Origin of the sequence: Magnetospirillum sp. XM-1 (assembly GCF_001511835.1) — a bacterium.
Classification (GTDB): domain Bacteria; phylum Pseudomonadota; class Alphaproteobacteria; order Rhodospirillales; family Magnetospirillaceae; genus Phaeospirillum.
This window is the reverse complement of record NZ_LN997848.1, coordinates 1,396,354-1,422,701: the sequence shown is the minus strand read 5'-3', so window position 1 is coordinate 1,422,701 and position 26,348 is coordinate 1,396,354. Positions and strand designations below refer to the sequence as shown.

At 66.8% G+C, this 26,348-nt stretch carries 24 protein-coding genes; 15 read left to right on the top strand and 9 right to left on the bottom strand.

What is annotated here, in order from left to right:
- Positions 1–143 precede the first annotated feature (143 nt).
- From XM1_RS06790 to XM1_RS06775, 4 genes are all read left to right on the top strand, one after another.
- On the top strand, positions 144–2,471 hold the full coding sequence (locus XM1_RS06790; protein WP_068431717.1) for a cache domain-containing protein: 2,328 nt from the start codon (positions 144–146) through the stop codon (positions 2,469–2,471).
- Positions 2,472–2,595: 124 nt separating this feature from the next.
- Positions 2,596–5,301: a preprotein translocase subunit SecA gene (secA, locus tag XM1_RS06785; RefSeq protein WP_068431714.1), complete on the top strand. Its 2,706-nt coding sequence runs from the start codon at positions 2,596–2,598 to the stop codon at positions 5,299–5,301.
- Between the two features lie 528 nt (positions 5,302–5,829).
- Positions 5,830–7,068, top strand: coding sequence for an OmpA family protein (locus XM1_RS06780; RefSeq protein WP_068431711.1), 1,239 nt, complete (start codon positions 5,830–5,832; stop codon positions 7,066–7,068).
- A gap of 75 nt (positions 7,069–7,143) precedes the next feature.
- Positions 7,144–7,989: a hypothetical protein gene (locus XM1_RS06775; RefSeq protein ID WP_231920712.1), complete on the top strand. Its 846-nt coding sequence runs from the start codon at positions 7,144–7,146 to the stop codon at positions 7,987–7,989.
- A 119-nt stretch (positions 7,990–8,108) separates the two neighbouring features.
- Here the strand turns inward: XM1_RS06775 and XM1_RS06770 are convergent, their stop codons facing one another.
- The 4 genes from XM1_RS06770 to XM1_RS06755 all read right to left on the bottom strand — a co-directional run bounded on the left by XM1_RS06770 (position 8,109) and on the right by XM1_RS06755 (position 11,389).
- Positions 8,109–8,987, bottom strand: coding sequence for a 3-hydroxybutyryl-CoA dehydrogenase (locus XM1_RS06770; RefSeq protein ID WP_068431708.1), 879 nt, complete (start codon positions 8,985–8,987; stop codon positions 8,109–8,111).
- A gap of 51 nt (positions 8,988–9,038) precedes the next feature.
- Positions 9,039–9,974, bottom strand: coding sequence for an electron transfer flavoprotein subunit alpha/FixB family protein (locus tag XM1_RS06765; protein ID WP_068431706.1), 936 nt, complete (start codon positions 9,972–9,974; stop codon positions 9,039–9,041).
- Positions 9,975–9,976: 2 nt separating this feature from the next.
- Positions 9,977–10,726: an electron transfer flavoprotein subunit beta/FixA family protein gene (locus tag XM1_RS06760; protein ID WP_068431703.1), complete on the bottom strand. Its 750-nt coding sequence runs from the start codon at positions 10,724–10,726 to the stop codon at positions 9,977–9,979.
- Positions 10,727–10,822: 96 nt separating this feature from the next.
- Complete coding sequence (locus tag XM1_RS06755; RefSeq protein ID WP_068431700.1) at positions 10,823–11,389, bottom strand: cob(I)yrinic acid a,c-diamide adenosyltransferase; 567 nt, start codon at positions 11,387–11,389, stop codon at positions 10,823–10,825.
- A gap of 101 nt (positions 11,390–11,490) precedes the next feature.
- Between XM1_RS06755 and lptG the strand changes: the two genes are divergently transcribed.
- The 4 genes from lptG (at position 11,491) to XM1_RS06735 (ending at position 14,579) form a co-directional block, all read left to right on the top strand.
- The gene (gene lptG / locus XM1_RS06750) at positions 11,491–12,594 is read left to right on the top strand and encodes an LPS export ABC transporter permease LptG (protein WP_068431697.1); all 1,104 of its coding nucleotides are present in this window, start codon (positions 11,491–11,493) and stop codon (positions 12,592–12,594) included.
- On the top strand, positions 12,594–13,316 hold the full coding sequence (locus XM1_RS06745; RefSeq protein WP_068431694.1) for a phosphatase PAP2 family protein: 723 nt from the start codon (positions 12,594–12,596) through the stop codon (positions 13,314–13,316). The genes lptG and XM1_RS06745 overlap by 1 nt, the downstream gene beginning before the upstream one ends.
- 127 nt (positions 13,317–13,443) lie before the next feature.
- Positions 13,444–14,046, top strand: coding sequence for a cold-shock protein (locus XM1_RS25205; protein ID WP_082700404.1), 603 nt, complete (start codon positions 13,444–13,446; stop codon positions 14,044–14,046).
- 329 nt (positions 14,047–14,375) lie between these two features.
- Positions 14,376–14,579, top strand: a complete 204-nt coding sequence (locus tag XM1_RS06735) for a hypothetical protein (protein ID WP_068431687.1) — start codon at positions 14,376–14,378, stop codon at positions 14,577–14,579.
- Positions 14,580–14,715: 136 nt separating this feature from the next.
- Here XM1_RS06735 and XM1_RS06730 read toward each other — a convergent pair whose 3' ends face one another.
- On the bottom strand, positions 14,716–15,546 hold the full coding sequence (locus XM1_RS06730; protein WP_068431684.1) for an SDR family oxidoreductase: 831 nt from the start codon (positions 15,544–15,546) through the stop codon (positions 14,716–14,718).
- 46 nt (positions 15,547–15,592) lie between these two features.
- Here XM1_RS06730 and XM1_RS06725 point away from each other — a divergent pair, with 46 nt between their 5' ends.
- Complete coding sequence (locus XM1_RS06725) at positions 15,593–16,345, top strand: tetratricopeptide repeat protein (RefSeq protein ID WP_068431680.1); 753 nt, start codon at positions 15,593–15,595, stop codon at positions 16,343–16,345.
- Positions 16,346–16,493: 148 nt separating this feature from the next.
- On the opposite strand, the gene XM1_RS06720 is transcribed toward XM1_RS06725, so the two are convergent.
- Positions 16,494–16,757, bottom strand: coding sequence for a BolA family transcriptional regulator (locus tag XM1_RS06720; RefSeq protein ID WP_082700699.1), 264 nt, complete (start codon positions 16,755–16,757; stop codon positions 16,494–16,496).
- A gap of 143 nt (positions 16,758–16,900) precedes the next feature.
- On the opposite strand from XM1_RS06720, the gene XM1_RS06715 reads away from it, so the two are divergent.
- The 4 genes from XM1_RS06715 to XM1_RS06700 are packed head-to-tail and all read left to right on the top strand — an operon-like array spanning position 16,901 to position 22,062.
- On the top strand, positions 16,901–17,485 hold the full coding sequence (locus tag XM1_RS06715; RefSeq protein WP_082700403.1) for a J domain-containing protein: 585 nt from the start codon (positions 16,901–16,903) through the stop codon (positions 17,483–17,485).
- Positions 17,486–17,507: 22 nt separating this feature from the next.
- Complete coding sequence (cobS, locus tag XM1_RS06710) at positions 17,508–18,509, top strand: cobaltochelatase subunit CobS (protein WP_068431674.1); 1,002 nt, start codon at positions 17,508–17,510, stop codon at positions 18,507–18,509.
- 17 nt (positions 18,510–18,526) lie between these two features.
- Positions 18,527–20,416, top strand: coding sequence for a cobaltochelatase subunit CobT (gene cobT, locus XM1_RS06705; protein WP_068431671.1), 1,890 nt, complete (start codon positions 18,527–18,529; stop codon positions 20,414–20,416).
- Positions 20,417–20,418: 2 nt separating this feature from the next.
- A complete protein-coding gene (locus tag XM1_RS06700; protein ID WP_068431668.1) occupies positions 20,419–22,062 on the top strand; it encodes a sensor histidine kinase in 1,644 nt (547 codons plus the stop codon).
- 62 nt (positions 22,063–22,124) lie between these two features.
- Here the strand turns inward: XM1_RS06700 and mog are convergent, their stop codons facing one another.
- Positions 22,125–22,664, bottom strand: a complete 540-nt coding sequence (gene mog / locus XM1_RS06695; protein ID WP_068431665.1) for a molybdopterin adenylyltransferase — start codon at positions 22,662–22,664, stop codon at positions 22,125–22,127.
- 158 nt (positions 22,665–22,822) lie between these two features.
- Here mog and XM1_RS06690 point away from each other — a divergent pair, with 158 nt between their 5' ends.
- Positions 22,823–23,146, top strand: a complete 324-nt coding sequence (locus XM1_RS06690; RefSeq protein WP_068437575.1) for a heavy metal-binding domain-containing protein — start codon at positions 22,823–22,825, stop codon at positions 23,144–23,146.
- 109 nt (positions 23,147–23,255) lie between these two features.
- Positions 23,256–23,915, top strand: a complete 660-nt coding sequence (locus XM1_RS06685) for an extensin family protein (protein WP_068431662.1) — start codon at positions 23,256–23,258, stop codon at positions 23,913–23,915.
- Positions 23,916–23,959: 44 nt separating this feature from the next.
- On the opposite strand, the gene XM1_RS06680 is transcribed toward XM1_RS06685, so the two are convergent.
- Both XM1_RS06680 and XM1_RS06675 read right to left on the bottom strand, forming a co-directional pair.
- Positions 23,960–24,697, bottom strand: coding sequence for a PhoH family protein (locus XM1_RS06680; protein ID WP_068431659.1), 738 nt, complete (start codon positions 24,695–24,697; stop codon positions 23,960–23,962).
- A 355-nt stretch (positions 24,698–25,052) separates the two neighbouring features.
- A complete protein-coding gene (locus XM1_RS06675; protein WP_068431656.1) occupies positions 25,053–26,339 on the bottom strand; it encodes an HlyC/CorC family transporter in 1,287 nt (428 codons plus the stop codon).
- Positions 26,340–26,348 lie beyond the last annotated feature (9 nt).

Genomic DNA, 26,348 nt, shown 5'->3' with positions numbered 1-26,348 from the left:
TTAAATAATATTCACCCTTTATGGGGGATTTATTTTACATCTTACGCGTTCCTGGCGTGCGAGACGGACACCCTGGGCCACCGGGACAGCTGTGCTCCGCCATGGAACGGACGCAACGTTTCAGGGGAAGGAACGGATAATCCATGGCCTTTGGAATTGCCGCGCGTTTCGGCGCCGCCCTGGTCGCCATGTCGGTGGGCACCGCCGCCACCTTGGGCTGGTTCAGCAACAACCATGCGGTATCGCTGATCGAGCAGGCCGAGCAGCGGGAATTGATGGGCCGCTTCGAGCAATTGTCCGACGCCATCGGCGGCTCGGCCGATCAGGCCCGGGCCATGGCCGCCCTGGTGGCCAACCTGCCCGGCATCGCCCATCTGGTCGCCACCGGCGGCCGCGACGCCCTGGCCGCCCAGATGGTTCCCGCCTTCAAGGCCATCGCCGCCCCCTTCGGAATCGAGCAGTTCCAGTTCCATACGCCGCCCGCCACCTCGTTCCTGCGCGTCCACGCGCCCGCCAAATTCGGCGACGACCTGTCGGCCATCCGCCAGACCGTGGTGGAGACCAACGCCACGCAAAAGCCCACCCACGGCCTGGAATACGGCGTGGCCGGACTGGGGGTGCGCGGGCTGATGCCGCTGTTCGACGAGGGCCGCCACGTGGGATCGGTGGAGTTCGGCCTGTCCTTCGGCCAGCCCTTCTTCGCCGACTTCAAGAAGGCGTTCGGCGTCGACGTGGCGCTGCACGTCAAGGCCAAGGACGAGTTCAAGGTCTTCGCCGGCACCATCGCCACCTCGGCGCTTTCCCCGGCCGAGATCGCCGCCGCCCTGGGCGGCCGGGACGTGATCAAGGCCGTGGAGAACGACAAGGGCGGCCGCGTCGCCGTGCTGGGCCGCGCCGTCAAGGATTACGGTGGCAAGCCGCTGGGCGTGGCCGAGATCGCCATGGACGCCTCCCACTACGCCGCCCAGCTGTCCGATGCCCGCCGGACCATGATCGGCACCATCCTGGGGGCCGCCGTCGTGGCGGTGATCCTGGGCATCCTGCTCAGCCACTCCATCACCGGCCCGGTGCTGGCCATGAGCGCCGCCATGGACCGCATCGCCCGGCGCGATTTCCAGGTCGACATCCCCGGCCGGGAGCGCAACGACGAAATCGGCCACATGGCCCGCGCCGTCCATGTGGTGCAAAAGGAGGTGGAGCGCACCGCCGAGCTGGAGGCCGCCCAGCAGAAGAGCCTGACGGAACTGGAACGGGGGCAGAGATCCCTCAAGGATGGCATGCAGCTGCAGTTGGAAGGCATCGTCGAGGCCGCCATGCAGAGCAACGAGGCCGGCGTGGTGCTGGCCCGCATGTCGGGTTCGGTCCGCCGCGCCTCGGAGCAGAGCCAGTCCATCGCCAGCGCCATCGAACAGCTGGTGGCCTCGGTCAACACCATCTCGCAATCCTCGGAGATCGCCGCCGGCGAGGCCTCGGACGCCGAAGCCGCCGCCCAGGAGGGCGTCGCCGCCACCGCCACCGCCCGCCAGGCCATGGACGGGCTGCTGCAGGCGGTGTCCGATGTGGGCGCCAAGATCGAGGCCCTGTCCGGGGCCTCGGACCAGATCGCCGCCATCACCAACCAGATCGAGGACATCGCCGGCCAGACCAACCTGCTGGCCTTGAACGCCACCATCGAGGCGGCCAGGGCGGGAGAGGCCGGAAAAGGCTTCGCCGTGGTTGCGGGCGAGGTCAAGACCCTGGCCAACCAGACCGCCAAGGCCACCATCGACATCCGCTCGCGCATCGAGGCCCTGGTCAGCGACATGGACGGCGCCCGCCAGTCCATGGAACGCTCGCGCGGCGCCGCCAACGACGGCATGGCCGCCGTGGGCCAGGTGACCGGCGGGCTGGAATCCATCGCCGGGCGCATCGACGGGGTGACCCGGCGCATGCACGACATCGCCGGCATTCTCAGCCAGCAGAACGCCGCGGCGGCCGAGGTTTCGGCCGCCACCGGCGAGATCGCCAATCTCTCCGAGCACAATCTGGAGGAAATCGCCCAGGTGCTGGGGGCCATGACCGAGGCGGCGGGCGTTCTGGACCGCCGCGCCGAGGATTTCGCCAAGCTGGGCACCGCCGAATCCCTGCTGCAGGTGGCCAAGAACGACCATATCCGCTTCAAGCGTTCCATCATCGACCGCATCATGGGCCGCAACGAGCTTACACCCGACAAGCTGGCCGACCACCACACCTGCCGCCTGGGCAAGTGGTACGACACCTTGAAGGACGAGCGGCTGACCGGCCTGTCCGCCTATGCCCGCCTGAAGGAACCCCACCAGGCGGTCCACGCCCACGGCAAGCGGGCGCTGGAACTGCATGCCCGGGGCGAGGTGGAAGCCGCCATGGCCGAGGTGGACCTGCTGAACGACACGTCGCACCAAGTCCTCGCCCTGCTGGAGGAAATGGCCGACGCGTTGCGCCGGGCGGCCTGAAAACCGGCATTCCTTCGACTCCAAACCGGCCCGCAACATTGACAGATCGCGGGCCGGCCTCTATCTCTTGCCGGTCGCGATTGGCCCCTTCTGCGGGCCTGCTCTCTTACCTTGGGGAAGCTTCATGTTCGGCGCCCTTGCCCGGCGGATCTTCGGAACCGCCAACGACCGAGTTCTCAAGCCGCTGAAAAAGCATGTCGAGGCGATCAACGCCTTGGAGCCGGCCTTCGAGAAGCTTTCCGACGACGAACTGAAGGCCAAGACCGCCGAGTTCCGCCAGCGCCTCGAGAACGGCGTCGAGTTGGACGACCTGTTGGTCGAAGCCTTCGCCACGGTCAGGGAAGCCGCCAAGCGCACGCTGGGCCAGCGCCATTTCGACGTCCAGCTGCTGGGCGGCATGGTCCTGCACCAGGGCCGCATCTCCGAGATGCGCACCGGTGAAGGCAAGACCCTGGTGGCCACGCTTCCGGTCTACCTCAACGCGCTCTCGGCCAAGGGCGTGCACGTGGTCACCGTCAACGATTACCTGGCTGCCCGCGATTCCGAGTGGATGGGCCAGATCTACCGTTTCCTCGGCCTCACCGTCGGCGTCATCACCCACGGCCTGGACGACCTCGAGCGCCAGCAGGCCTATGCCTGCGACGTGACCTACGGCACCAACAACGAGCTGGGCTTCGACTATCTGCGCGACAACATGAAGTTCCGCCTGGAGGAAATGGTCCAGCGGCCCTTCAACTACGCCATCGTCGACGAGGTCGACTCGATCCTGGTGGACGAGGCGCGCACGCCGCTGATCATCTCGGGCCCCACCGAGGACAATTCCGAACTCTACCGGCTGGTCGACAAGCTGATGCCGTCCCTGGTGCCCGAGGATTTCGAGAAGGACGAGAAGGTGCGCGCCGTGACGCTCACCGACCGCGGCACCGAACACGTGGAAGAGATGCTGCGCGCCGCCGACCTGATGAAGGGCACGCTGTACGACATCGGTAACGTCTCCCTGGTCCATCACGTCAACCAGGCTCTGCGCGCCCACAAGCTGTTCACCCGCGACGTGGACTACATCGTCAAGAACGACAAGGTCGTCATCATCGACGAGTTCACCGGCCGCATGATGGAAGGCCGCCGCTATTCCGAGGGCCTGCACCAGGCGCTGGAGGCCAAGGAAGGCGTCACCATCCAGAACGAGAACCAGACCCTGGCCTCGATCACCTTCCAGAATTACTTCCGCCTGTATCCCAAGCTGGCCGGCATGACCGGCACCGCCATGACCGAGGCCGGCGAGTTCGCCGAGATCTACAACCTCGAAGTGGTGGAGATTCCCACCAATCTGTCCGTCAGCCGCAAGGACCACGACGACGAGGTCTATCGCACCGCGCGCGAGAAGTACGAGGCCATCGTCACCCTGATCGAGGATTGCCGCACCCGCATGCAGCCGGTGCTGGTGGGCACCACCTCCATCGAGAAGTCCGAGCTGCTGTCGGACATGCTGAAGAAGAAGAAGATTCCGCACCAGGTGCTGAACGCCCGCTACCACGAGCAGGAAGCCTATATCGTCGCCCAGGCCGGCGTGCCCGGCGGCGTGACCATCGCCACCAACATGGCGGGCCGCGGCACCGACATCCAGCTGGGCGGCAATCTGGACATGCGCACCAGGATGGAGCTGTCCGAGATCACCGATCCGGCCGAGCGCGCCAAGCGCATCGAGGGCCTGAAGGCCGAGATCGAGGCCAACAAGCAGAAGGTGCGCGAAGCCGGCGGCCTCTACGTGGTCGGCTCGGAACGCCACGAATCCCGCCGCATCGACAACCAGCTGCGCGGCCGTTCGGGCCGCCAGGGCGATCCGGGCGCGTCGAAGTTCTTCCTGTCGCTGGAAGACGATTTGATGCGCATCTTCGGCTCGCAGCGCATGGACGGCATGCTGCAGAAGCTCGGGCTGAAGGACGGCGAGGCCATCGTCCATCCCTGGATCAACAAGGCCCTGGAAAAGGCCCAGCAGAAGGTCGAGGCCCGCAACTTCGACATCCGCAAGAACCTGCTGAAGTTCGACGACGTGATGAACGACCAGCGCAAGGTCATCTACGAACAGCGCAAGGACCTGATGAGCGCCGACGACGTCTCGGAAGAGATCGTCGCCTTCCGCCACGAGGTCATCGCCGAGATGGTCGCCCGCTGCATCCCCGAGCGCGCCTATGCCGACCAGTGGGACGTGGCGGCGCTGCACGAGGAAGTGCTGCGCGTCTTCAACCTGGACCTGCCCATCGCCGATTGGGCCAAGGAAGAAGGCATCGCCGACCAGGAGATCCGCACCCGCATCACCGACCACGCCGACCGCAAGGCGGCGGCCAAGGCGGCGGAATACGGCCCCGACACCATGCGCATGGTCGAAAAGAGCATGCTGCTGCAGATCCTCGACCAGGCGTGGAAGGAACACCTGCTCCAGCTCGACCACCTGCGCCAGGGCATCTCCTTGCGCGCCTACGCCCAGCGCGACCCCTTGAACGAGTACAAGCGCGAAGCGTTCAACATGTTCGAGCAGATGCTGCTGGACCTGCGCGAGCGCGTCACCTCGATCCTGGCTCACGTCCAGCTGCGCTTCTCCAACGACGAGGAAGCCGAGCAGGCCCTGACGCCCCAGCGCCCCGCCCGCACCCGGGAAAGCCGCGAGGATCCCGCCTTCTCGGGCGGCGAGGCCGCCTCGGTGGCCTTCGCCCAGCGCAACACCGCCGTGGACCCCAACGATTCCACCACTTGGTCCTCGACGCCGCGCAACGCGCCCTGCCCCTGCGGATCGGGCAAGAAGTACAAGCACTGCCACGGGGCGGCGGGCTGAACCAGCCTTGATGTGGTCATAACCGGGCCTTGAATTCGAAAGTCCGCCTCGCCCCCCTCCCGCGCGGGAGGGGCGGGCCTTTGTGTTCGCCCCCCTGCAATTCTCTGGGCCATGCGAGGAGCGGCCGCCCCGGCGATACCCTCTCCTCGACAAATTTGGCTAGCCGGAATCAATATCTTAAAATATTCTAAATACTGCTGGATGGGGAGGCGGTCAAAATTTTGACGGGCTGCCCGTGGTGTCTGTTGCCATCGGCGCCTAGACTCAGTCTTTTTCAAGATCGCCCTAGAGCGGCGAACCTCAAATATGAAATGCGCTGTCATGCAAAGCACGGCGAAGTATCTTTCGGCCTCGGGCGGTTGCCATAGGCGCCAGAAAGACTCTTTGTTTTAGGCTGAGGGTGACAGCCCGTCTCCGATTTAGCGTTCGACGCTCTAAATTGTCAGAAACTACTTTGAGAAACTCCGCCGATCCACGCCCAGCCGAACTTAATGATGTCGCTGCCATCGATGAAACGAGGAGTGAGACATGAAGAAGATCACACGCTGGGCAGGCTTGGGCGCCGCCGCGGCCTTGGCCGCCTGCGCCACCCCTGCGGACGTCTCCGACGTTTACAAGGTCCTGGCCTCCCCCACGCCTGCGGGCACTCCCTTCACCCAGGCCCTCTTTCAGGAATATAAGGCCTACACGCTGCAGCAGGCCGTCCCCGAAGTGGAATGGCGCGACGCCTCACTGACGGCCCGCAAGGCCTTGCGCGTTGCGGCCGGCGAAGTGGTTCAGCCGGATGAACTGACCCTGCGGCCGATTCCCGGCCCACGCCAGCCGGAACTGGGCGCGGCCCGCGGCCGTCTGGTGTCGTATCTTGCCTCCGGGGCCACCGAGCGGGTTCCCGCCGCCGCCGCCAAGGCCCAGGTGGCCTTCGATTGCTGGCTGGAGCAGGAGGCAGAAGGCAATGCCGCCGCCCCCTGCCGCACCACCTTCCTGGCCCATGAGCCGATGCTGAAGAAGCCGGCCCCCACCAACGCCATGGCCGCCGAGGTGCGCCGCTCGTTCTCGGTCGCCTTCGACTCGGGGTCGGCCAAGCTGTCGTCCCAGGCCCTGCAGACGGTGAAGGAAGCCGCCGCCGCCCAGGCGCAGTTCCATGCTCCCATGGTTTCGGTGACCGGCCATACAGACACGGTCGGCACCGCCGAAGCCAATATGCGGCTGGCCCGGCACCGTGCCGACGCGGTCGCCGGCGCCTTGGCCAAGGAAGGCGTCCCGCCCGGAATGATTTCCGAAGCAGCCCTGGGCGAGGGCGGCCTTGCCGTCGCCACCCCCGACAATAAAGGCGAGGCCAAGAACCGCCGCGTCGAAATCGCCTTGTCTGGAACGCCCTGGTCCCGCGGCTACGGCTACGGCGGTTATGCCTACGGCGACCGTGCCGGCTACGGCCATGGCTGGGGCAATTGGGGCCACAACGCCTATGTTGTCTTCTTCACTCCCGGCTCCAGCCGGCTGGGCACCCACGACATCGAGCGCCTGAAGGCGGTCGTGGCCGCCCAGAAGGATCTGAAGCCCAAGTCCGTTCGGGTCATCGGCTTCACCGACAGCACCGGATCAGCGGCGACCAACACCCGTCTTGCCCGCGAACGGGCCCAGGCGGTGGCTGCCGAGATCGGCCGGCTGGGCGGCTCGGCCGCAGCGGTGGAAAGCGCGCCCGGCGGCGGATGGGGACCCGGCCATGACGGGCGGGCCCGTCGCGTCGAGATTCTCTTCGACTTCTGATCGACCCGGCTGCCGGCGCACCGGCCCCCAAGGGGTCGGACCAGCGCCCGGCCGCATACGACTGTGGGAGCAAACATGATGAAGACATCCCGTATCGCCGCGATGGTCGCCTGCCTGATGCCCGCTCTGGGCGGATGCTCGGGCATCTATTACGCCAGCGAGGCCAAGCCCACCAACCTGGTTCCTCCCGGCGAGCTGCGCTTCAATGCCGCCGCCATTTCCTACCAGAACGACCTGACCACCCTGGTCGGCACCATCGCCGTCTACAACAAGGCGGAGAAGAGCCTGCAGGTGCTGGAGCCGGTGGCCAATGCCTTCGATCCCCGCACCCGACCGGTGGTCGAAACCGTCAACCAGACCCTTTACAAGTCGGTGATCACCTCCGACTTCGTCACCGACGTGCCGCTGATCAGCGCTGCGCTGAAGGACGCCGGCGGCCAGGATCTGGAGGTGACGGTCACCGACGAGGCCCACGGCATGGTGCCCAACTACTCGCCGGATATCATCAACCATCTGGGCAGCCGCTATCGGCCCACCAATGCCCAGGAGGAGATCGTCTACGTCACCGACGTCTGGCAGCGCCGCTTCAACGCCGCCCTGCTCACCGCCGTCCCGCACAGCGGCTGGACCGCCAACGAGGGTGTGGTGGTCTACAACACCAAGACCTACGCCCGGACGGATGCCTTCAAGGACGGCCGCTACCTGACGGTGACGGTGGTTCCCTTCTCCAGCCCCGCCGACGGTCTCCCCGCCCTGGCCAAGGCCCCCCTGCCCGCCTCTGCGGTGGCCGTGATCAAGCCGCAGATCGCCAATCCCTACGCCTATACCTGGCGCGGCGACCATTGGCGTCACCACGGATGGCATGGCAAAGGGTATGGCTGCGGTTACGGTTATGGCGACCGCTGCCCCCGCGCCAAATAGGACCGAATGGAAGCGATGCGGAGCGGGCCGGAAACGGCCCGCTCTTTTTTGGTCATGCCTAACAAAAAGGGCGGGAAGCCTTGGCCTCCCGCCCTTGATCTTGTCCGGATAAGGACCGCTTAGCGGGTCGGAACCGGGGTCTCGCCGGTGTAGTCGTAGAAGCCGCGGCCGGTCTTGCGGCCCAGCCAGCCGGCCTCGACATACTTCACCAGCAGCGGGCAGGGGCGGTACTTGGTGTCGGCCAGGCCGTCATGCAGCACCTGCATCACCGCCAGACAGGTGTCCAGGCCGATGAAGTCGGCCAGTTCCAGCGGGCCCATGGGGTGGTTGGCGCCCAGCTTCATGGCGGTGTCGATGCAGGTCACCGAGCCGACGCCTTCGTACAGGGTGTAGACCGCCTCGTTGATCATGGGCAGCAGGATGCGGTTGACGATGAAGGCGGGGAAGTCTTCGGCCGAAACCGGCTTCTTGCCCAGCTTCAAGGTCATCTCGCGCACCAGGGAGAAGGTCTCCTCGCTGGTGGCGATGCCGCGGATCAGCTCGACCAGCTGCATGACCGGCACCGGGTTCATGAAGTGCATGCCCATGAACTTGGCGGGGCGGTCGGTGGCGGCACCCAGGCGGGTGATGGACAGCGACGAGGTGTTGGACGCGATGTGGGCCTCGGGCTTCAGCACCGGGCAGAGCTGGGCGAAGATGGCCCGCTTGATCTTCTCGTCCTCGGTGGCGGCCTCGATGACCAGATCGCTGTCCGAGAAATCGGCATAGGCGGTGGTCGGCTTGATGCGGCCGAGCGTGGCGGCCTTGTCGGCCTCGGTCAGCTTGCCCTTGGCCAGGGCGCGGTCCAGGTTCTTGGTGATGGTGCCAAGACCCTTCTTCAGGGCCTCTTCGTTGATGTCCAGCAGGATCACGTCAAAGCCGGCGGCGGCGCAGACATGGGCGATACCATTGCCCATCTGGCCCGCGCCGATGATACCGATCTTCTTGATAGCAGTCATTGTAGGCTCCCGGATGGTAGGGCGTTTGCCGTTGGGCAGGTTGATTGATGGTTACTTGTTCAGCTCGGCGGCCAGTTCAGGCAGGACCTTGAAGAGGTCGGCGACCAGGCCGTAATCGGCGACCTGGAAGATGGGAGCCTCTTCGTCCTTGTTGATGGCGACGATGACCTTGGAATCCTTCATGCCGGCCAGGTGCTGGATGGCGCCCGAGATGCCGACGGCGATGTAGAGGTCGGGGGCGACGATCTTGCCGGTCTGGCCCACCTGGAAGTCGTTGGGGACAAACCCGGCGTCCACGGCGGCGCGGCTGGCACCGACCGCGGCGCCCAAGCGGTCGGCCACGGCTTCCAGCAGGTGGAAGTTGTCGCCCGACTGCATGCCGCGACCGCCCGAGATGATGATGCGGGCCGCAGTCAGCTCGGGCCGCTCGGACTTGGACAGCTGGCTGCCCACGTAGGCGGACAGGGCCGGATCGGCGGCGGAAGCAACCGCCTCGACCGCAGCGGAACCACCTTCGGCCTTGGCGGCCTCGAAGCCGGTGCCGCGCACGGTGATCACCTTGACGGCATCCTTGGACTGCACGGTGGCCAGCGCGTTGCCGGCATAGATGGGACGCACGAAGCTGTCGGCCGACACCACCCCGGTGATCTCGGAGATCTGGGCCACGTCGAGCAGCGCCGCGACGCGGGGCGCCACGTTCTTGCCGCCCGTGGTGGCGGGGGCCAGAATGTGGCTGTAACCGCCGGCGAGGCTCACCACCAGGGCGGCCAGGGGCTCGGCCAGGGCGTTGGCGTAAAGCGGCGCGTCGGCGGCCAGCACCTTGGCGATTCCGGCGATCTTGGACGCGGCCTCGGCCACGGCGCCGATGCCCGACCCGGCCACCAGCACATGGATGTCGCCGCCGATCTTCGACGCGGCGGAGACGGTGTTCAGCGTGGCGGCCTTGAGAGCGCCGCCCTCGTGCTCGGCAATGACGAGAACGGTCATGATCAGATCACCTTGGCTTCGTTCTTGAGCTTGTCCACCAGGGCGGCCACGTCGGCCACCTTGATGCCGGCGGAGCGCTTGGGCGGCTCGGCCACCGAAAGGGTCACCAGCCGGGGCGCCACGTCGACGCCCAGGTCGGCCGGGGAAACCGTGTCGATGGGCTTCTTCTTGGCCTTCATGATGTTGGGCAGCGAAGCGTAGCGCGGCTCGTTGAGGCGCAGGTCGGTGGTCACCACCGCCGGCAGCTTCAGGCTCACCGTCTCCAGGCCGCCGTCGATCTCGCGGGTCACCGTGATGGACTCGCCCACGATCTCCACCTTGCTGGCGAAGGTGCCCTGGGGACGGCCCAAGAGCGCGGCCAGCATCTGGCCCACCTGATTGCTGTCGTCGTCGATGGCCTGCTTGCCCAGGATGATCAGGCCGGGGGCCTCCTTGTCCACCAGGGCCTTCAGGACCTTGGCGACGCCCAGGGGCTGAACCTCGTCATCGGTCTGGACCAGGATGCCCCGGTCGGCGCCCATGGCCAGCGCGGTGCGCAGCGTCTCCGACGCCGCCGCCGGGCCGACGGACACCACCACCACCTCGGTCGCCTTGCCGGCTTCCTTGAGGCGCACGGCTTCCTCGACCGCGATCTCGTCGAACGGATTCATGGAGAACTTGACGTTCTGGGTCTCGACACCCGAACCATCCGACTTCACCCGGATCTTCACGTTGTAGTCGATCACCCGCTTGATCGCGACCAGGACTTTCATTTGTCTTTCAATCCTCTAATCCGGAGTGCGGATAAATCGGCATCGCCGGGCGGAATTTGCTATTGCATCGCACAATATGACGAGAGGTTAGGGTTGTCAACGCGCACCCCCCGGCACCCAAAGGACGTCGGCGGCGCCATTGCCGTTGGCGAGGCGGGCCAGGACAAACAGCAGGTCCGACAGACGGTTGGCGTAGATGATGGCGGCGGGATTGACCGCCTCGGCCTCGGCCAGGGCGACCATCAGGCGTTCGGCGCGGCGCACCACGGTGCGGGCGTGGTGCAGGTGGGCGGCCAGCGGCGAGCCGGCGGGCAGGATGAAGGACGTGAGCGGCGCCAGCTTCTCATTGGCCGCATCGATCTCCGCCTCCAGCCGGTCCACCTGGGACTGGACGACGCGCAGGCGCGTGCCCTCGGCCTCGTCGGCGGCGGCCGGCGTACACAGGTCGGCCCCCAGGTCGAACAGATCGTTCTGCAGCAGCTCCAAGAGGCCCATCATTTCGGGACCGGCATGCAGGCGGGCCAACCCGATCACCGCATTGGCCTCGTCCACGGTGCCGTAGGCCTCGACCCTGAGATCGTGTTTGCCCACCCTGGCACCATTGCCCAGTGAGGTCTTGCCCTTGTCGCCCGTCCGGGTATAGATGCGCGTCAGCGTGACCATCGCCTCGTTTCCTTGCTGTCTGCTTGAAAAGGTTTATGACACGGGGAGGTGAGAAACCTCTATACTCGGCTTTCATCGAACGGCATCGAATTTCCGGCACCATGCGTCTATCCCCCATCATGAGCGGCTATATCGGGCGTCAGTTCGCCTCGGCTTTCGCCACGGTGCTGATGGTGATTCTGGGGATCATCTTGCTGTTCGACGTCATCGAGCTGATCCGCCGCGCCGCCGCCCGCCCCGATCTGGGCATCGCCCCCATCCTGCTGATGGCGTTCTTCAAGCTGCCGCAGATGCTGCACACGGTGCTGCCCTTCGCGGTGATGATCGGCGCCATGGTGTGCTTCTGGCGCCTGACCCGCACCCACGAACTGGTGGTGGCCCGCGCCGCCGGCATCTCGGCCTGGCAGTTCATCACGCCGGTTCTGTTCGTCGCCGGCATCTTCGGCGTATTCGAGATCACCGTCTTCAACCCCATGGCGGCGGCCATGTACGGCCGCTACGAGCGCCTGCAGGACGAGCTGCTGGCCAACAGGCCCAGCGCCTTCGACCTGTCCGAGGGCGGGTTGTGGCTGCGCGAGCCCCATAACGACGGCGAGATGGTGGTCTATTCCGAATCCGTGCGCCAGGAAGGCCTCGTCCTGCACATCAAGGACGCCCAGTTCTTCCTGTACGACCGCCCCGACCACTTCCACCAGCGCATCGCCGCCGAGAGCGCCTCGCTGGTGGACGGCACCTTCGAGGTGCGGCGCGCCTGGGTGATGGAAGGCGGCAAGCCCTCGGTCTTCCTCGAGCAGCTGCGCATTCCCACCCAGCTGACGCTGTCGCGCATCCACGATAATTTCGCCGCGCCGGAAACCCTGTCCTTCTGGCAATTGCCGGGATTCATCCGGTTCTTCGAGCGGGCCGGCTTCACCGCCAACAAGCATCGCCTCTACATGCAGTCGCTGCTGGCCTCGCCGGTGCTGTATTGCGGCATGGTGCTGATGGCGGCGGTCTTCTCGCTGCGCCCCAACACCAGGTCGGGCGGATTGCTGGCCCGCATCGGCGCCGGCGTGGCGGCCGGCTTCGCCGTCTACTTCTTCTCCAAGGTGATCTACGCCCTGGGCCTGTCGGCGACCCTGCCGCAGACCCTGGCGGCCTGGACGCCGCCGGCGTTCGCCGGCCTGATCGGATTGTCGGGGCTGTTCCACCTCGAGGACGGTTGATGGCGCCTGGCCTGCTGCGCAACCCCTGGACCTGGGCAATTGCCGCCCTGGTGCCCCTGGTGCTGTTTCCACGCATCGACATCGGCGTCTCGGCCCTGTTCTTCGATGCGACGACCCGCAGCTTTCCCTTCCGGGTTCACCCCCTGGGGGAATTCGCCCGCAAGACGCTGCCCATCTTCCTGTTCGCCGCCGCCGGATTGATCGGCCTGGCCGGAGCCGTCTCCTTGCTGCTCAGGCGTCCGGTGGCCGGCATCCGCCCACCCATGGCGCTGCTGGTGGTGGCCTCCCTGGCGCTCGGCCCCGGCCTGGTGGTCAATATGATCCTCAAGGACAATTGGGGACGGGCGCGGCCCTCGACCATCACCGAGTTCAATGCCGGCTACCAGCCGGACCGCCGCTATACACCGGCCCTGGCCATGTCGGACCAGTGCGAGGACAATTGCTCGTTTCCCTCGGGCCATGCGGCGCTGGGCTTCTGGACGGTGTCGCTGGCCCTGCTGGCCCCGCCCGGCCGCCGTCGTGCCGCCATGGCCGCCGCCTTCGCCTTCGGCGCCGCCATGGGACTGGTGCGCATCGCCCAAGGCGGGCACTTCATTTCCGACGTCGCCTTTTCCGGCGTCATCGTCGTCGGGATCAGCATGGGGTTGTACCGGCTGATTCGCCCCGATCACCGCAGTGCAGCACAAAAAAATAGTCATTCAGAGGCCGTTGACGCCCCGTAAGCCCCTATGCGGACGCCTGATTCTCAGGTAATGATATAGGTTCAGGCTGACCTTGGCGCGCACGGGCCGGGCGGAATGCCCTCGCGTGGGTGCGGGGGATTTTGTTTACTTACGACGAGAATGACACATGGCATGGAACCGAGATAATCATGGCAGGGGCGAGCGCGGTCGCGGTCGTCGGGACGACTTTGGCGAACCGGCTTTCGATCCGCGCCCGTCGCGGCCGATGGCACCGAGCTCTTTTGACCGTCAGATGGTCAGTCAGGCGAACGTCAGCGCCACTGTGAAGTGGTTCAATGCCTCCAAGGGCTTCGGCTTCGTCGCCCCCTCCGATGGCAGCCCGGACGCCTTCCTGCACATTTCCGCTCTCGAGCGCGCCGGCCTGACCCAGGTCGCCGAAGGCGCCACCCTGGTGGTGGATCTCGGTGCCGGCCAGCGCGGCCCGCAGGTGGTGATGGTCCATGAAGTGGACAGCACCACCGCCACCCCGCGCGCCCCGCGCCGGGAAGAGCGCGGCCCGACCCAGACCGTCGAAGGCGTGGTCAAGTTCTTCTCGGCCGAGAAGGGCTTCGGCTTCGTCGCCTGCGACGAGGGCGGCAAGGACGTGTTCGTTCACGTGAAGGCGCTGGAGCGCTCCGGGATCAAGACCCTGGAATCCGGTCAGCGCGTTCGCGTCACCACCACCCTCGGGCTCAAGGGCCCGCAGGCGGATACGGTCGCGATCCTCTAGGTCGTAAAGCCAGGCCCTCCCCCCCCTATACGGAGGGCCTGGTACGATCTCGAGGAATTTCGCTTGATCCGAATCCGGCATTCTGGTACCACAATGCTCATTACTGCTTTGTCTCCCTGAGATTGGGCGGGACACGGTGATGAGCCGGGTCCCGCCACTTTTTTTACCCCCCCCGAAATTTTGTTGCGCCCGCCACCTTGTTCACGCAAGTAAGTGGTAACCGCATCCATGCTGCATTGCACAAAAACCTGTCGCATTCCGCCCCCGATTCGGTGCAGACTGTTTCTCGAGGGGATGCCTGACCTAAGGACTTGGGCGAGGAATTTGGAATGCTTGGACCCGCGGAACTTCGCGAAATCTACGACTGCCTCAAGGGCATGGGACTGGAGCCGGTGCGCGTCGCCGATGGCCGCAGCCCCTATATCAACCCCGCCTATGCCGCCGGCAAGGCCCTGACCAAGGCCGTGCGCGCCGCATCGCCCCTGCCCGTCGTGGTACCGCCGGCCGCCGGGGCCCCCGACAAGGCGAAGTAGGGGCGCCCAAGCCAAATCCGGCTACGTCGGATCAGAGCGGCACGCGCCAAATCGGGACCGTCTCTTCGTGTCATGGCCGGGCTCGCCCCGGCCATTCACGTGGAGGCGGGCGCCAGGAAGGCTTGCCGGCCTGGCATCACAGGCAGCTCCGCAGCCCCTCGCGGTAGGTGGGGTAGAGCAGGCGGACGCCCAACTCCCGCTTCATCCGCCCGTTATCCACCCGCTTGTTGTCGGCATAGAAGCTGAGCGCCATGGGCGACAGGGTTGCCTTAGCCTCTTCCCAGGCGATTTCCGGCGGCGGCTCCGCCCCCAGCAGGGCGCAGGCGTGGGCGATGACGTCCTGGGGCGGCGCGGCGTCGTCGTCGCACAGATTGTAGATTGCGCCGGGATGGGGACGGGCCAGCGAGGCCCGTACGGCGGCGGCGATGTCGTCCACATGGATGCGGCTGAACACCTGGCCGGGCTTGACCACCCGGCGGGCCTGTCCGGCGCGCACCGTGTCCACCGCCGAGCGGCCGGGACCGTAGATCCCCGCCAGCCGGAAGATGTGAGCGCCCAGGGCCCGCCAGCGCGTCTCGGCGGCCAGCCGCCGGCGCGAACGGTCGAGGCCGGGATTGGGCGGCGTGTCCTCGTCCACCAGCCCGCCGCCATGGTCGCCATAGACGCCCGTGGTGGAGAGATAGCCGATCCAGGCGGGAGATGCCGCCCGGATGGCGCCCTCCATCTGGTCGAGCACCGGATCGCCGTCGGCATCGGGCGGCACCGAGCACAGCACCGCGTCGATTCCGTCCAGGCAATGGGGCGGCAGCGGGTGCTGGCGGTCGAAGGGCAGTACCCGGACGCCCGGACAGTCCACCGCCTCGCCCGAGCGGGTGGTGCCGGCCACCTCCCAGCCCGCCTCGACCAGCCGGCGGGCGATCACCCGGCCGGAAAAGCCCAGCCCGAACAGGAAAAATCGCTTGGCCATCTCTCTTTCCTTGCACCGTCCGCACAATCGGCGAGACTACCGCCCCATGAGACCATACGCCATCCCCCTGCTGCTGTTGCCGCTGCTGTGGCTGCCCGCCCCCGCCCCGGCCCAGACCATCGATTCCAAGATGGAATACCGCACCTGCCTGAACCTGGCCCGCGCCAAGCCCGACGAGGGCTGGGAAGAGGCGCTGGCCTGGGCGTCGCTGGGCGGCGGCGAGCCGGCGCGTCATTGCGCGGCGGTCGCCCTGATCGGGCTGGGCAAGTACGAAGAGGCGGCCAAGCGCCTGGAAGCCCTGGCCTCCTCCAGCCGGCGCGAGGAAGCCATGCGCGCCGAGATGCTGGCCCAGGCCGGACAGGCCTGGCTGCTGGCGGGCAAGCCCCAGTTGGCCCTGGCCGCCCAGGACACCGCCCTGAAGCTGGTGCCCGGCCATCCCGAACTGATGCTGGACAAGGCGGTGACGCTGGCCTCGGCCAACCATTACGCCGAGGTGGCGGAATTGCTGAGCGCCCTATTGAAGACCCAGCCCAACCGCATCGAGGCCATGGTGCTGCGCGCCGTGGCCTACCGCTATCTGGACAAGCTGGAACTGGCCAAGGACGATCTGGCCCGCGCCCTGGTGCTCGACCCCACCTTTCCCGACGCGCTCTTGGAGCGCGGCATCATCCGCCGCCTGGAGGACGACCAGGCCGGCGCGCGCGAAGACTGGATGAAGGCCATCAACGCCGCCCCCGAAAGCTCCGCCGCCGACACCGCCCGGCGGAACCTGGAGATGATGGACGTCAAGGTGAAGTAAGGGACAGCGTCATGGCCGCGCTTGACGCGGCCATCCACGCGGCTCCGCAACAATGTTATCGGACGCGGCGAATCCCGCAGAGCCCTATGGATGCCCGGATCAAGTCCGGGCATGACGGAATCGGGGAAGAAGCCTTTCGCGACGGCGCTTACAGCCGCCGCGCTTCCTCGTCCTTGGTGAGCGTGGTCAGCGCCAGGGCGTGAACCCGGCCGGCCAGTTCCTCGGCCAGCAGGGCGTTGACCATGCGGTGACGCTCCACCCGGCTCTTGCCGGCGAAGGCCTCGGAGACGATTTCCAGGCGGAAATGGCTCTCGCCCTGCGGATTGTGCCCGGCATGCCCGGCATGGCGGTGGGATTCGTCGATGATGTCGAGCCTGGACGGAGCCAGCCCGTCCTCGAGTTTCTTGCGCATCACCGGTGTCACCTGCATTTCCATACCCTCATGCCGATTTGAACCCTCCCCAATTGGGGCCAGTCGGGCCCGCCGTCAAGAGGCGGTTCGACAGGGGCGCAATTTCCGCTCACGCCTTGCCTTGGCGCTTTCGAGCCTCCATTATGAGCTTTGCCATGAAAGCGACCAACGCCCGCAGATCCTGGCGGCCGGCCTTCGGCCCCGCTCCGGCGCAACCGGCCACCCGCCGCTGCGACCATCCCGGCTGCGCGCTGGAAGCCGAATACCGCGCCCCCCAGGCCCGCGACCGGCTGACCGACTACTACTGGTTCTGCCTGGACCACGTGCGCGAGTACAATTTGGCCTGGAACTACTACGCCGGCATGGGCGCCGAGGAGATCGAGGCCGAGCTGCGCAAGGACACCACCTGGCAGCGCCCCACCTGGCCGCTGGGCATCCAGGGCGCCAAGCGCAAGTTCGCCTATACGATCCACGATCCCTTCGAGGTGTTCGAGGATGCCGCCACCGAGGAGGCGCGGCCCAAGGCCCGCGTCCCCACCCCGGAGGAGGAAGCCATGGCGGTTCTCGAGCTTAACCCGCCGCTCACCGCCGAGACGCTGAAGGCCCGCTACAAGGAGCTGGTCAAGCAGCACCATCCCGACGCCAACAACGGCGACAAGGATTCCGAGGAGCGCTTCAAGCGCATCAACCACGCCTACAACACCTTAAAGCTCAGCCTGAGCCAGTAAGCAGCCCCCCAAGGACGAGAGTATGACCTCCAAGACGCAAAGCCCGCTTGCCTCCGACCATCCGCTCGCCATGCCCGACACCGAGGTGTCCGCCCGCGAGGTGTTCGGCATCGACATCGACATGATGGTCCCCGCCTTCTCGGTGGGCAGCGAGCATGTGCCCGACGTGGACCCGGCCTACCGCTTCGATCCCGACACCACCAAGGCCATCCTGGCGGGCTTCGCCTATAACCGCCGCGTCATGGTCCAGGGCTATCACGGCACCGGCAAGTCCACCCATATCGAGCAGGTGGCGGCGCGCCTCAACTGGCCGTGCATCCGCGTCAACCTGGACAGCCATGTCAGCCGCATCGACCTGATCGGCAAGGACGCCATCGTGGTCAAGGACGGCAAGCAGATCACCGAATTCCGCGAAGGCATGCTGCCCTGGGCCTTGCAACACCCCTGCGCCCTGGTGTTCGACGAATACGACGCCGGCCGCCCCGACGTGATGTTCGTGATCCAGCGCGTCCTCGAGGTGGAGGGGCGCCTGACCCTTCTCGACCAGAACCGGGTGATCCGGCCGCACGCCGCCTTCCGCCTGTTCGCCACCGCCAACACGGTGGGCCTGGGCGACACCACCGGGCTCTATCACGGCACCCAGCAGATCAACCAGGGCCAGATGGACCGCTGGAACATCGTCGCCACGCTGAACTACCTGGCCCATGACGACGAATGCTCCATCGTGGTGGCCAAGCTCAAGGATTACGACACCCCCGAAGGCCGGGATCTGGTGTCCAAGATGGTCATGCTGGCCGACCTCACCCGGTCGGGCTTCATGAACGGCGACATCTCGACGGTGATGAGCCCGCGCACGGTGATCACCTGGGCCGAGAACACCCGCATCTTCGCCGACCACGGCTACGCCTTCCGCGTGACCTTCCTCAACAAGTGCGACGAGGTGGAGCGGCCCATCCTGGCCGAGTACTACCAGCGCTGCTTCGGCACGGACCTGCCCGAAGGGCCGGCCCGCATGCTGGCCTAAGGGCCTGGGGAGAGATCTTGCAGCAAAACCCCACGGGTAAGGACGGCAGCAGGGGCGAAAGCATCGGCGACACCATCCGCCGCGCCACCGCCGCCACCCTGAAGGCCATGTCCGGCAAGCCCGAACTGGATGTGGGCTTCGCCGCCGGCAACGGCAGCGTGAGGGGCGCGGAAATCCGCCTGCCGGCGCCGCCGCGCACCATTTTGCCTTCGGACCTGGCCCGACTGCGCGGCACCGCCGACGCCATCGCGCTCCGGCTGCGCTACCACGACGATTCCGTCCATGTGCGCCGCATGCCGCAGCTGCCCGACGCCCGCAAGATCTACGACATGGTCGAGCAGGCCCGGGTCGAGGCGCTGGGGGCGCGGCTGATGCCGGGCGCCGCGGCCAACATCGCCGAGGTCCTCGAGGTCAAGGCCCGCGCCGAGGGCCTGGACCGCGCGGTCAAGCGCGAGCAGGTGCCGCTGGCCGACGCCATGCGCCTGATCGCCCGCGAGATCTTCGCCGGGCTGGAGCCGCCGCCATCGGCCCGTGCCGCCGTGGATCTGTGGCGCGACGAGATCAAGGCCAAGGCCGGCCCGACCCTTGATTCGCTCAAAGACCTGCTGCGCGACCAGGAAGCCTTCGCCAAGGGCCTGCACAAGCTGCTGCACGATTTGGATTTCGGCACCGACCACCCGTCGGAATCCGACGAATCCGAGAATTCCGAACAAAGCGGCCAGGAGCAGGACGCCCAGGGCGCCGGCCAGGAAAAGGAAGGCGAGCAGGAGGGCCAGGGTCCCCAGCAGGAAGGCGACACCCAGGCGCCCGGCTCGTCGGAAGGCAGCGGCGAGGACCAGGGCGAGGGCGACGGCGAGGAGATGATGCTGACCGGCACCGGCACCGAGGAGCCGGGCGGCCCGTCCAAGCAGGTCCAGGAGCAGCTCTCCAATTCCGCCGCCATGCAGGACCGGCCCTACAAGCCCTACACCACCCAGTTCGACCAGATCGTCACCGCCGAGGATCTGTGCGAATCGGAAGAGCTGAACCGCCTGCGCCGCCAGTTGGACCAGCAGCTCTCCCACCTCCAGGGCGTGGTGTCCAAGCTGGCCAACCGGCTGCAACGGAAATTGATGGCGCAGCAGACCCGCAACTGGGACTTCGACCTGGAAGAGGGCATGCTCGACACCGGCCGGCTGGCGCGCATCGTCGCCAACCCCATGCATTCCCTGTCCTTCAAGATCGAGAAGGACACCAATTTCCGCGACACCGTGGTCAGCCTGCTGATCGACAATTCCGGCTCCATGCGCGGGCGGCCCATCACCGTGGCGGCCATGAGCGCCGACATCCTGGCCCGCACGCTCGAGCGCTGCGGCGTCAAGGTCGAGGTTCTGGGCTTCACCACAAGGGCGTGGAAGGGCGGATCGGCCCGCGAGAAGTGGCAGGCCGAGGGCAAGCCGACCAATCCCGGACGGCTCAACGACCTGCGCCACATCGTCTACAAGGCGGCCGACGCCCCCTGGCGCCGGGTGCGGCGCAATCTCGGCCTGATGCTCCGGGAGGGCATCCTGAAGGAAAACATCGACGGCGAGGCGCTGATGTGGGCGCATGAACGCCTGATCGCCCGGTCGGAACAGCGGCGCATCCTGATGGTGATCTCGGACGGCGCCCCGGTGGACGATTCCACCCTGTCGGCCAATCCCGGCAATACGCTCGAAAAGCACCTGCGCGACGTCATCGCCTATATCGAGAACCGCTCGCCGGTGGAACTGGTGGCCATCGGCATCGGCCACGACGTCACCCGCTACTATCGCCGCGCCGTCACCATCATGGACGCCGAGGAGCTGGGCGGCACCATGATGCGCCAGCTGACCTCCCTGTTCGACGACGAGGCCGAGGCGCCGGGCGGCCGGCGCCGGGCGGGCTGACCATGAACGGCGGCAGCGTGGATATTTCCCATCCAGGCCGCACGGACAAGGAATCCGACGCCCCCCGCCCGTCGCGCCTGCCGCAGCCCAGGCTGCTGCTCGGCCTGATCACCGCCATCGCGGTGCTGGGCGGCATGGCCGGGCTGGGGACGCTCACCTGGTTCGACCATCAGGTGGCCCTGGCCGACTGGACCGCCAATCTCAGCCTGTCGGCCCGGCTGGTGGAATCCCACACCCGCGCCGCCTATGGCACCGCCCACGCCAATCTCGGCATGGTCGGCGACCACGTGGCGGGCCGGCCGCTGGCCAGCCTCAGGAACTCCCGTTCCGAGCAACAATGGCTGGCCTCGGTCCTGGGCAGCCTGCCCTATGGAATCGGCATCGCCATTCACGATGAGCGGGGCGACCCGGTGCTGGCCCATGACAGCCTCGGCCTGTTCGCCGCCAATGCCGCCCACCGCGACCACTTCATCGTCGCGCTGGCCCAGCCGGGCCGCACTGTGATGAGCGCCGTGGTGCCCGGACGGGGCGATCAGGGCCGGGTGATCATCTTCAGCCGCGCCATCCAGGACCCCACGGGCCGCACCGTCGGCGTGGCGCAAATCGCCTTGAAGACCGACTACTTCATCGATTTCTACCGCGATCTGCAGCCCGATCCCGGCTCCATCTTCCTGGTGTCGCGCCTGGATGGCGGATTGGTGGCGCGCTATCCCATGCCCGACGCCACCTTCACCCGTTTCGACACCTCCAAGGCACCGTTCACCCACTTCGCCAAGGCGCCGTCCGGCCTGTACCGCTCCGCCTCGGTGGTGGACGGAATCGAGCGGCTGGTGGCGTACCGCAACCTGCCGGACCTGGACATGGTGGTCACCTCGGGCATTCCCACCGAACTGGCGTTCCGCGAATGGAGCATCCGGACAAGGCGCAACGTGCTGCTCTTCGCCACCGCCATGGCCCTGCTGCTGGTGCTGGCCGCCATCACCGGCGAGAGCCTGCGGCACGAGGCCCGCCTGCTGGCCACCGGCGAGCGCCGCACCCGCGAGCTGATCAACGCCCTGGCCGAAAAGGACGTGCTGTTCCAGGAAGTCCACCACCGGGTGAAGAACAACCTTCAGGTCATCTCCAGCCTGCTGACCATGCAGTCGCTGCACGTCACCGACGAGAAGGTCAAGGAGACGCTGAAGGACGCGCTGGACCGCATCCATTCCATGGGTCTGGTGCATCAGACCCTGTACGAGCGCAACCTGGCCTCCAACGTGGATCTCGGCACCTATTTCGGCAAGCTGGCCGAGGCGCTGGCCGGGTCCTATTCCGCCTCGCCCGGCGGCGTCACCGTCGAGGTGGAGGTGGAGGGCACGCTGGACCTGGAGCGCGCCGTGCCGCTGGGCATGCTGGCCAACGAGGTGCTGTCCAACGCCATGAAGCACGCCTTCTCGGACGGACGGCGCGGCACCATCTGGGTCACCCTGGTGCGCGAGGCGGGCGAGTGGCACTTCACGGTGCGCGACAACGGCGTGGGCATGCCGGACAAGCCGGGACGCGGCATCGGCATCGGCCTGATCCGCGCCCTGGCCCGACAACTGGGCGGACGGTCCCACATCCTCGTCGACGAGGGCACCGTGGTGTCGGTGACCTTCCCGGCGTGATGGGGCGGGGACGCCCGCGCTCCGGGTTCTCGATGGGGCGCGGGCGTCCCGCCCGCTTTCCCCTACTTGGCCTTGGGCCGGAAGGCCTTGCACACCGAGGGATCGGTGTCGATGAAGGGGCCGCCGATCAGGTCGATGCAATAGGGCACCGCCGGCATGACGGCGGTCAGGCAATCGGCGATGGCCGAGGGCTTGCCCGGCAGGTTGATGATCAGGCTTTTGCCCCGGATTCCCGCCGTCTGGCGCGACAGGATGGCGGTGGGCACCACCTTCAGGCTTTCGGTGCGCATCAGTTCGCCGAAACCCGGCATCATCTTGTCGCACACCGCCTCGGTGGCCTCGGGCGTCACGTCGCGGGGCGCCGGGCCGGTGCCCCCCGTGGTGACGATCAGGGCGCAGCCCTCTGCGTCGGCCAGCTCCTTCAGCGTCGCCTCGATCAGCGCCTGCTCGTCCTCGATGACGCGCGCCACCGGACGCCAGGGCGTGGACAGGAAGCGGTTCATCTCGGCGATGATGGCCGGTCCGCCCTTGTCCTCGTAGATGCCGCGGCTGGCGCGATCCGAGATGGTGACGACCCCGATGGGGACGGGCTGTTCGGTCATGGCGAATTCTCCCAGAGCCTGATCCGGTCGATACGACCGGATCAGGCTCAATCCGAATTGAGCGAGAGCAAGATTCACGCATGAATGCGATCTTGCTCTGGAAAAGGATCACGGAGTGTGATGACCTCGACGAAACCGGTCAAGAGCGCGAGGGCAGCATGATCATCACCACCACAGATTCCGTCGAGGACAAGCGCATCACCGCCTATCTCGGCATCGTCAGCGGCAGCGCGGTGATGGGCACCAACATCTTCCGCGACATGCTGGCCAGCGTGCGCGACATCGTCGGCGGCCGCTCGGGCTCGTACGAGAACGTCCTGCGCGACGCCAAGGACGCCGCCCTGGCCGACCTGCAGGCCCAGGCCGCCCAGATGGGCGCCGACGCGGTGGTGGCGGTGGACCTGGATTACGAGACCATCGGCGGCGACGGCAAGACCATGCTGATCGTCTCGGCCAACGGCACCGCGGTAAAGCTCGGTTAACCATACGTTAAGACTTACAACGGGTTCCGGGCTGTTTTTGAGATATCCCGTGACTTTCCGGCCGCAATTGCGCTAGATAATTGGATTCTCGCGCTGCGGAACCGCGACCTTGTCCAAACGCCTCGCCTTTGCCGTCCTGACCTTGGCCTTGCTGGGCGCGTGCTCGTCGCCGCCGCCCCGGCCCGCTCCGCCGCCGCCCATCCTCGACCCCGATTCCGCCTGCCTGAAGGATTTGCACGACCGCCGCGTGGCCTTCGAGCCGCAAGCGGCGACCGGCGCCGGCTCGTGCTCCATCGCCAATCCCGTCAAGGTGACCGCCGATTCCGGGACCAGCTGGAACCGCCCCGGGGTGATGTCGTGCTCCATGGCCCGGGTGGTCGACCGTTTCGAAACCCAGGTGGTGCAGGCCGCCGCCCAAAGGATCCTCGGGCAGCGCGTCGCCAAGCTCCACCACATGGGAACCTACAACTGCCGCAGCCGACGCACCGAGACCACCGTCGCCTCGGCCGACATGGGCAGCAAGGGTGGGCGACTGTCGGAACACGGCAAGGGCCAGGCCATCGACATTGGCGGCTTCGAGCTGGCCGACGGCACCATGATCTCGGTGAAGAAGGACTGGCGGGGCGCCGGCAAGAGGAGCGAGTTCCTCCAGGCGGTGGCCCGGGCGTCGTGCGAGCACTTCAACGTGGTGCTGACGCCCAACCACAACAAGCTGCACGCCGACCACCTGCACCTGGACATCGGCCCGCACAAGCTTTGTTCCATGTGAGGAAGCCCCCCGGCCGCAAGGCCGAAGGACTTTTCACGAAACCCTTACAGCACTGTCAGCATGCTGGCCACCAGCGGGTGGCGGACGATGTCCTTCTCGTTCAGATGCACCACCGCCACGTCGGGCAGGTCCGACAGCCGCCCCGCGATGTCGGCCAGCCCCGACATGCCGGGCAGCAGGTCGCTCTGGTCCGGGTCGCCGGTCAGCACCATGGTGGAGTGCCAGCCCAGGCGGGTGAGCAGCATCTTGATCTGGCCGTAGGTGCAGTTCTGCGCCTCGTCGATGACCACGAAGGCGTTGTTGAGCGTCCGGCCGCGCATATAGGCGATGGGGGCGATCTCGATGGAGCCGTCGGCCAGCAGGGCCCGCAGCCGCTTGCCGCCCAGGCGGTCGGACAGGGCGTCGTAGAGGGGCCGCAGATAAGGGGCCAGCTTCTCCTGCAGATCGCCGGGCAGGAAGCCCAGGCTTTCGCCCGCTTCCACCGCCGGGCGCGACAGCATGATGCGCGCCACCTTGCCCTCCTCGAAGGCCTCCACCGCCGCCGAGATGGCCAGATAGGTCTTGCCGGTGCCCGCCGGCCCCAGCGCCAGGGTCAGGTTGCCGTCGGCGATGGCCCGAAGCAGCTGGCGCTGGTTCTCGCTTTGCGGGCGGACCTTGCGCACGTAGCTCTGATCGCGATGCTGGTCGTCCTCTCCCAGCGGGCTCCAGGCCTTCTCGGCGGGATACAGCGGCACCACCGGTTCATTCTTCGACGCGGCAACCCGCGTAGCGCGCTTGGCCATCTGGGACTCCTTCACGAACACTGAGGGAAGAGGGCAACAAAAAAGGGCCTCTCGGCACGAGAGACCCCTGATGGGAGAGGCGGAGGACGCTGCGGCCCGCAAGCGGCGGGCGACCCTGTCCGGAAATGCCTTCCGGTGCTCGGCTCAAGCAGCGAATCAACGTGGATTCCTCCATCCGCGATCACAACCCGCAAAAACCTTAAACAACGAAGACTCGGCTTGTCGACAACAAATCGGTCCCGTCACCCGATTGTAATACTATATGTGGAGTTAACGGGATGTGAATGGGATCACTCTGGCTCATTGTCATGCTGAGCCACGGGTGAAGCAGCTTTCAGCCTGAGGCGGCTGGCGCTCAGTCGCCGGCGGCCGGAGCGGGCGGCGTCACCCGCAGCGAGGTGATCTGGTTGCGCTGGCGCCGGGCGATCTCGAAGCGGAAGCCGTAGAAGCGGAACACCTGGCCCACGTCGGGGATCTGCCGCGCCTCGTGCAGCACCAGCCCGGCGATGGTGGCGGCCTCGTCGTCGGGCAGCCGCCACTCGAACTGACGGTTGAGGTCGCGGATGGTCACCGAGCCGTCGATGATGTAGGAGCCATCCGATTGCGGCCTGACGCCGGCCACCGTCACGTCGTGCTCGTCGGCGATGTCGCCGACGATCTCCTCCAGGATGTCTTCCAGGGTGACCACGCCCATCAGGGTGCCGTACTCGTCCACCACCAGGGCGAAATGCTCGCGCCGCGACCGGAAGGCCTGCAACTGCTCCAGCAAGGTGGTGGAATCGGGAATGAACCAGGGGTCCGAGGCCAGCTCGACCACGTCCAGCTTGTCCAACTCGCCTTCCAGGGCGCGGACGGCGCGCAGCAGATCCTTGGCGTGGACCACGCCGACGATGTTGTCGGGATCGTCCTTCCACAGCGGCACGCGGGAAAAGGTGCTGCTCACCACCAGTTCCAGGATCTCGGCGGCGGGCAGCCCGGCATCGGCGGTGACCACGCCGCGCCGGTGGGTCATCACCTGCTCCACCTCCACGTCGCCCAGTTCCAGGATGGAGCGCAGCATGCGCCGCTCCTCCTTGACCTCCTCCTCGCCGGCATGGACCTCGATGGCGCCCTTCAGCTCCATCATGGAGGCCTCGACGCTGACCGTGGTGGAGTACTTGGCGCCGAACAGGCGGAACACGCCCCCCACCACCAGCTCGACGGCGCGCACGAAGGGCGTCAGCAGCCAGACCACCCCGGTGACCGGGCCGGAGAACAGCAGGGCCATGCGGTTGGCGTGGTAAATGGCGTAGGTCTTGGGCAGCACCTCGCCGAACACCACGATGATCACCGTCATGCCCGCCGAGGCGTAGGCGACGCCCACCTCGCCGAACATGCCGACCAGCACGCCGGTGGCCAGGGACGAGGACAGGGTGTGGGTCAGCGAATTGCCGATCAGCAGCGCCCCGATCAGGCGCTGGCGGGCGTCGATCAGCCGGTTGACCCGCTTGGCGGGAAGGCTGCCGTCCTGCTCCAGCTGGTGCATCACCGGGCGCGACACGGCGGTCAGCGCCGTCTCGGTACCGGCGAAGAACGCCGACCCGGCCTGCAGCACCACGATGGCGACCACCGAAAGGGTGAGAAAAAGCGTCCCCTGATCCATCGCCATCCC

Excerpts from the sequence above, each read along its gene's own strand:
- XM1_RS06790 (WP_068431717.1), top strand. The coding sequence starts at position 144 with ATGGCCTTTGGAATTGCCGCGCGTTTCGGCGCCGCCCTGGTCGCCATG.
- secA (WP_068431714.1), top strand. The coding sequence starts at position 2,596 with ATGTTCGGCGCCCTTGCCCGGCGGATCTTCGGAACCGCCAACGACCGA.
- XM1_RS06780 (WP_068431711.1), top strand. The coding sequence starts at position 5,830 with ATGAAGAAGATCACACGCTGGGCAGGCTTGGGCGCCGCCGCGGCCTTG.
- XM1_RS06775 (WP_231920712.1), top strand. The coding sequence starts at position 7,144 with ATGATGAAGACATCCCGTATCGCCGCGATGGTCGCCTGCCTGATGCCC.
- XM1_RS06770 (WP_068431708.1), bottom strand. The coding sequence starts at position 8,987 with ATGACTGCTATCAAGAAGATCGGTATCATCGGCGCGGGCCAGATGGGC.
- XM1_RS06765 (WP_068431706.1), bottom strand. The coding sequence starts at position 9,974 with ATGACCGTTCTCGTCATTGCCGAGCACGAGGGCGGCGCTCTCAAGGCC.
- XM1_RS06760 (WP_068431703.1), bottom strand. The coding sequence starts at position 10,726 with ATGAAAGTCCTGGTCGCGATCAAGCGGGTGATCGACTACAACGTGAAG.
- XM1_RS06755 (WP_068431700.1), bottom strand. The coding sequence starts at position 11,389 with ATGGTCACGCTGACGCGCATCTATACCCGGACGGGCGACAAGGGCAAG.
- lptG (WP_068431697.1), top strand. The coding sequence starts at position 11,491 with ATGCGTCTATCCCCCATCATGAGCGGCTATATCGGGCGTCAGTTCGCC.
- XM1_RS06745 (WP_068431694.1), top strand. The coding sequence starts at position 12,594 with ATGGCGCCTGGCCTGCTGCGCAACCCCTGGACCTGGGCAATTGCCGCC.
- XM1_RS25205 (WP_082700404.1), top strand. The coding sequence starts at position 13,444 with ATGGCATGGAACCGAGATAATCATGGCAGGGGCGAGCGCGGTCGCGGT.
- XM1_RS06735 (WP_068431687.1), top strand. The coding sequence starts at position 14,376 with ATGCTTGGACCCGCGGAACTTCGCGAAATCTACGACTGCCTCAAGGGC.
- XM1_RS06730 (WP_068431684.1), bottom strand. The coding sequence starts at position 15,546 with ATGGCCAAGCGATTTTTCCTGTTCGGGCTGGGCTTTTCCGGCCGGGTG.
- XM1_RS06725 (WP_068431680.1), top strand. The coding sequence starts at position 15,593 with ATGAGACCATACGCCATCCCCCTGCTGCTGTTGCCGCTGCTGTGGCTG.
- XM1_RS06720 (WP_082700699.1), bottom strand. The coding sequence starts at position 16,757 with ATGCGCAAGAAACTCGAGGACGGGCTGGCTCCGTCCAGGCTCGACATC.
- XM1_RS06715 (WP_082700403.1), top strand. The coding sequence starts at position 16,901 with ATGAGCTTTGCCATGAAAGCGACCAACGCCCGCAGATCCTGGCGGCCG.
- cobS (WP_068431674.1), top strand. The coding sequence starts at position 17,508 with ATGACCTCCAAGACGCAAAGCCCGCTTGCCTCCGACCATCCGCTCGCC.
- XM1_RS06700 (WP_068431668.1), top strand. The coding sequence starts at position 20,419 with ATGAACGGCGGCAGCGTGGATATTTCCCATCCAGGCCGCACGGACAAG.
- mog (WP_068431665.1), bottom strand. The coding sequence starts at position 22,664 with ATGACCGAACAGCCCGTCCCCATCGGGGTCGTCACCATCTCGGATCGC.
- XM1_RS06690 (WP_068437575.1), top strand. The coding sequence starts at position 22,823 with ATGATCATCACCACCACAGATTCCGTCGAGGACAAGCGCATCACCGCC.
- XM1_RS06680 (WP_068431659.1), bottom strand. The coding sequence starts at position 24,697 with ATGGCCAAGCGCGCTACGCGGGTTGCCGCGTCGAAGAATGAACCGGTG.
- XM1_RS06675 (WP_068431656.1), bottom strand. The coding sequence starts at position 26,339 with ATGGATCAGGGGACGCTTTTTCTCACCCTTTCGGTGGTCGCCATCGTG.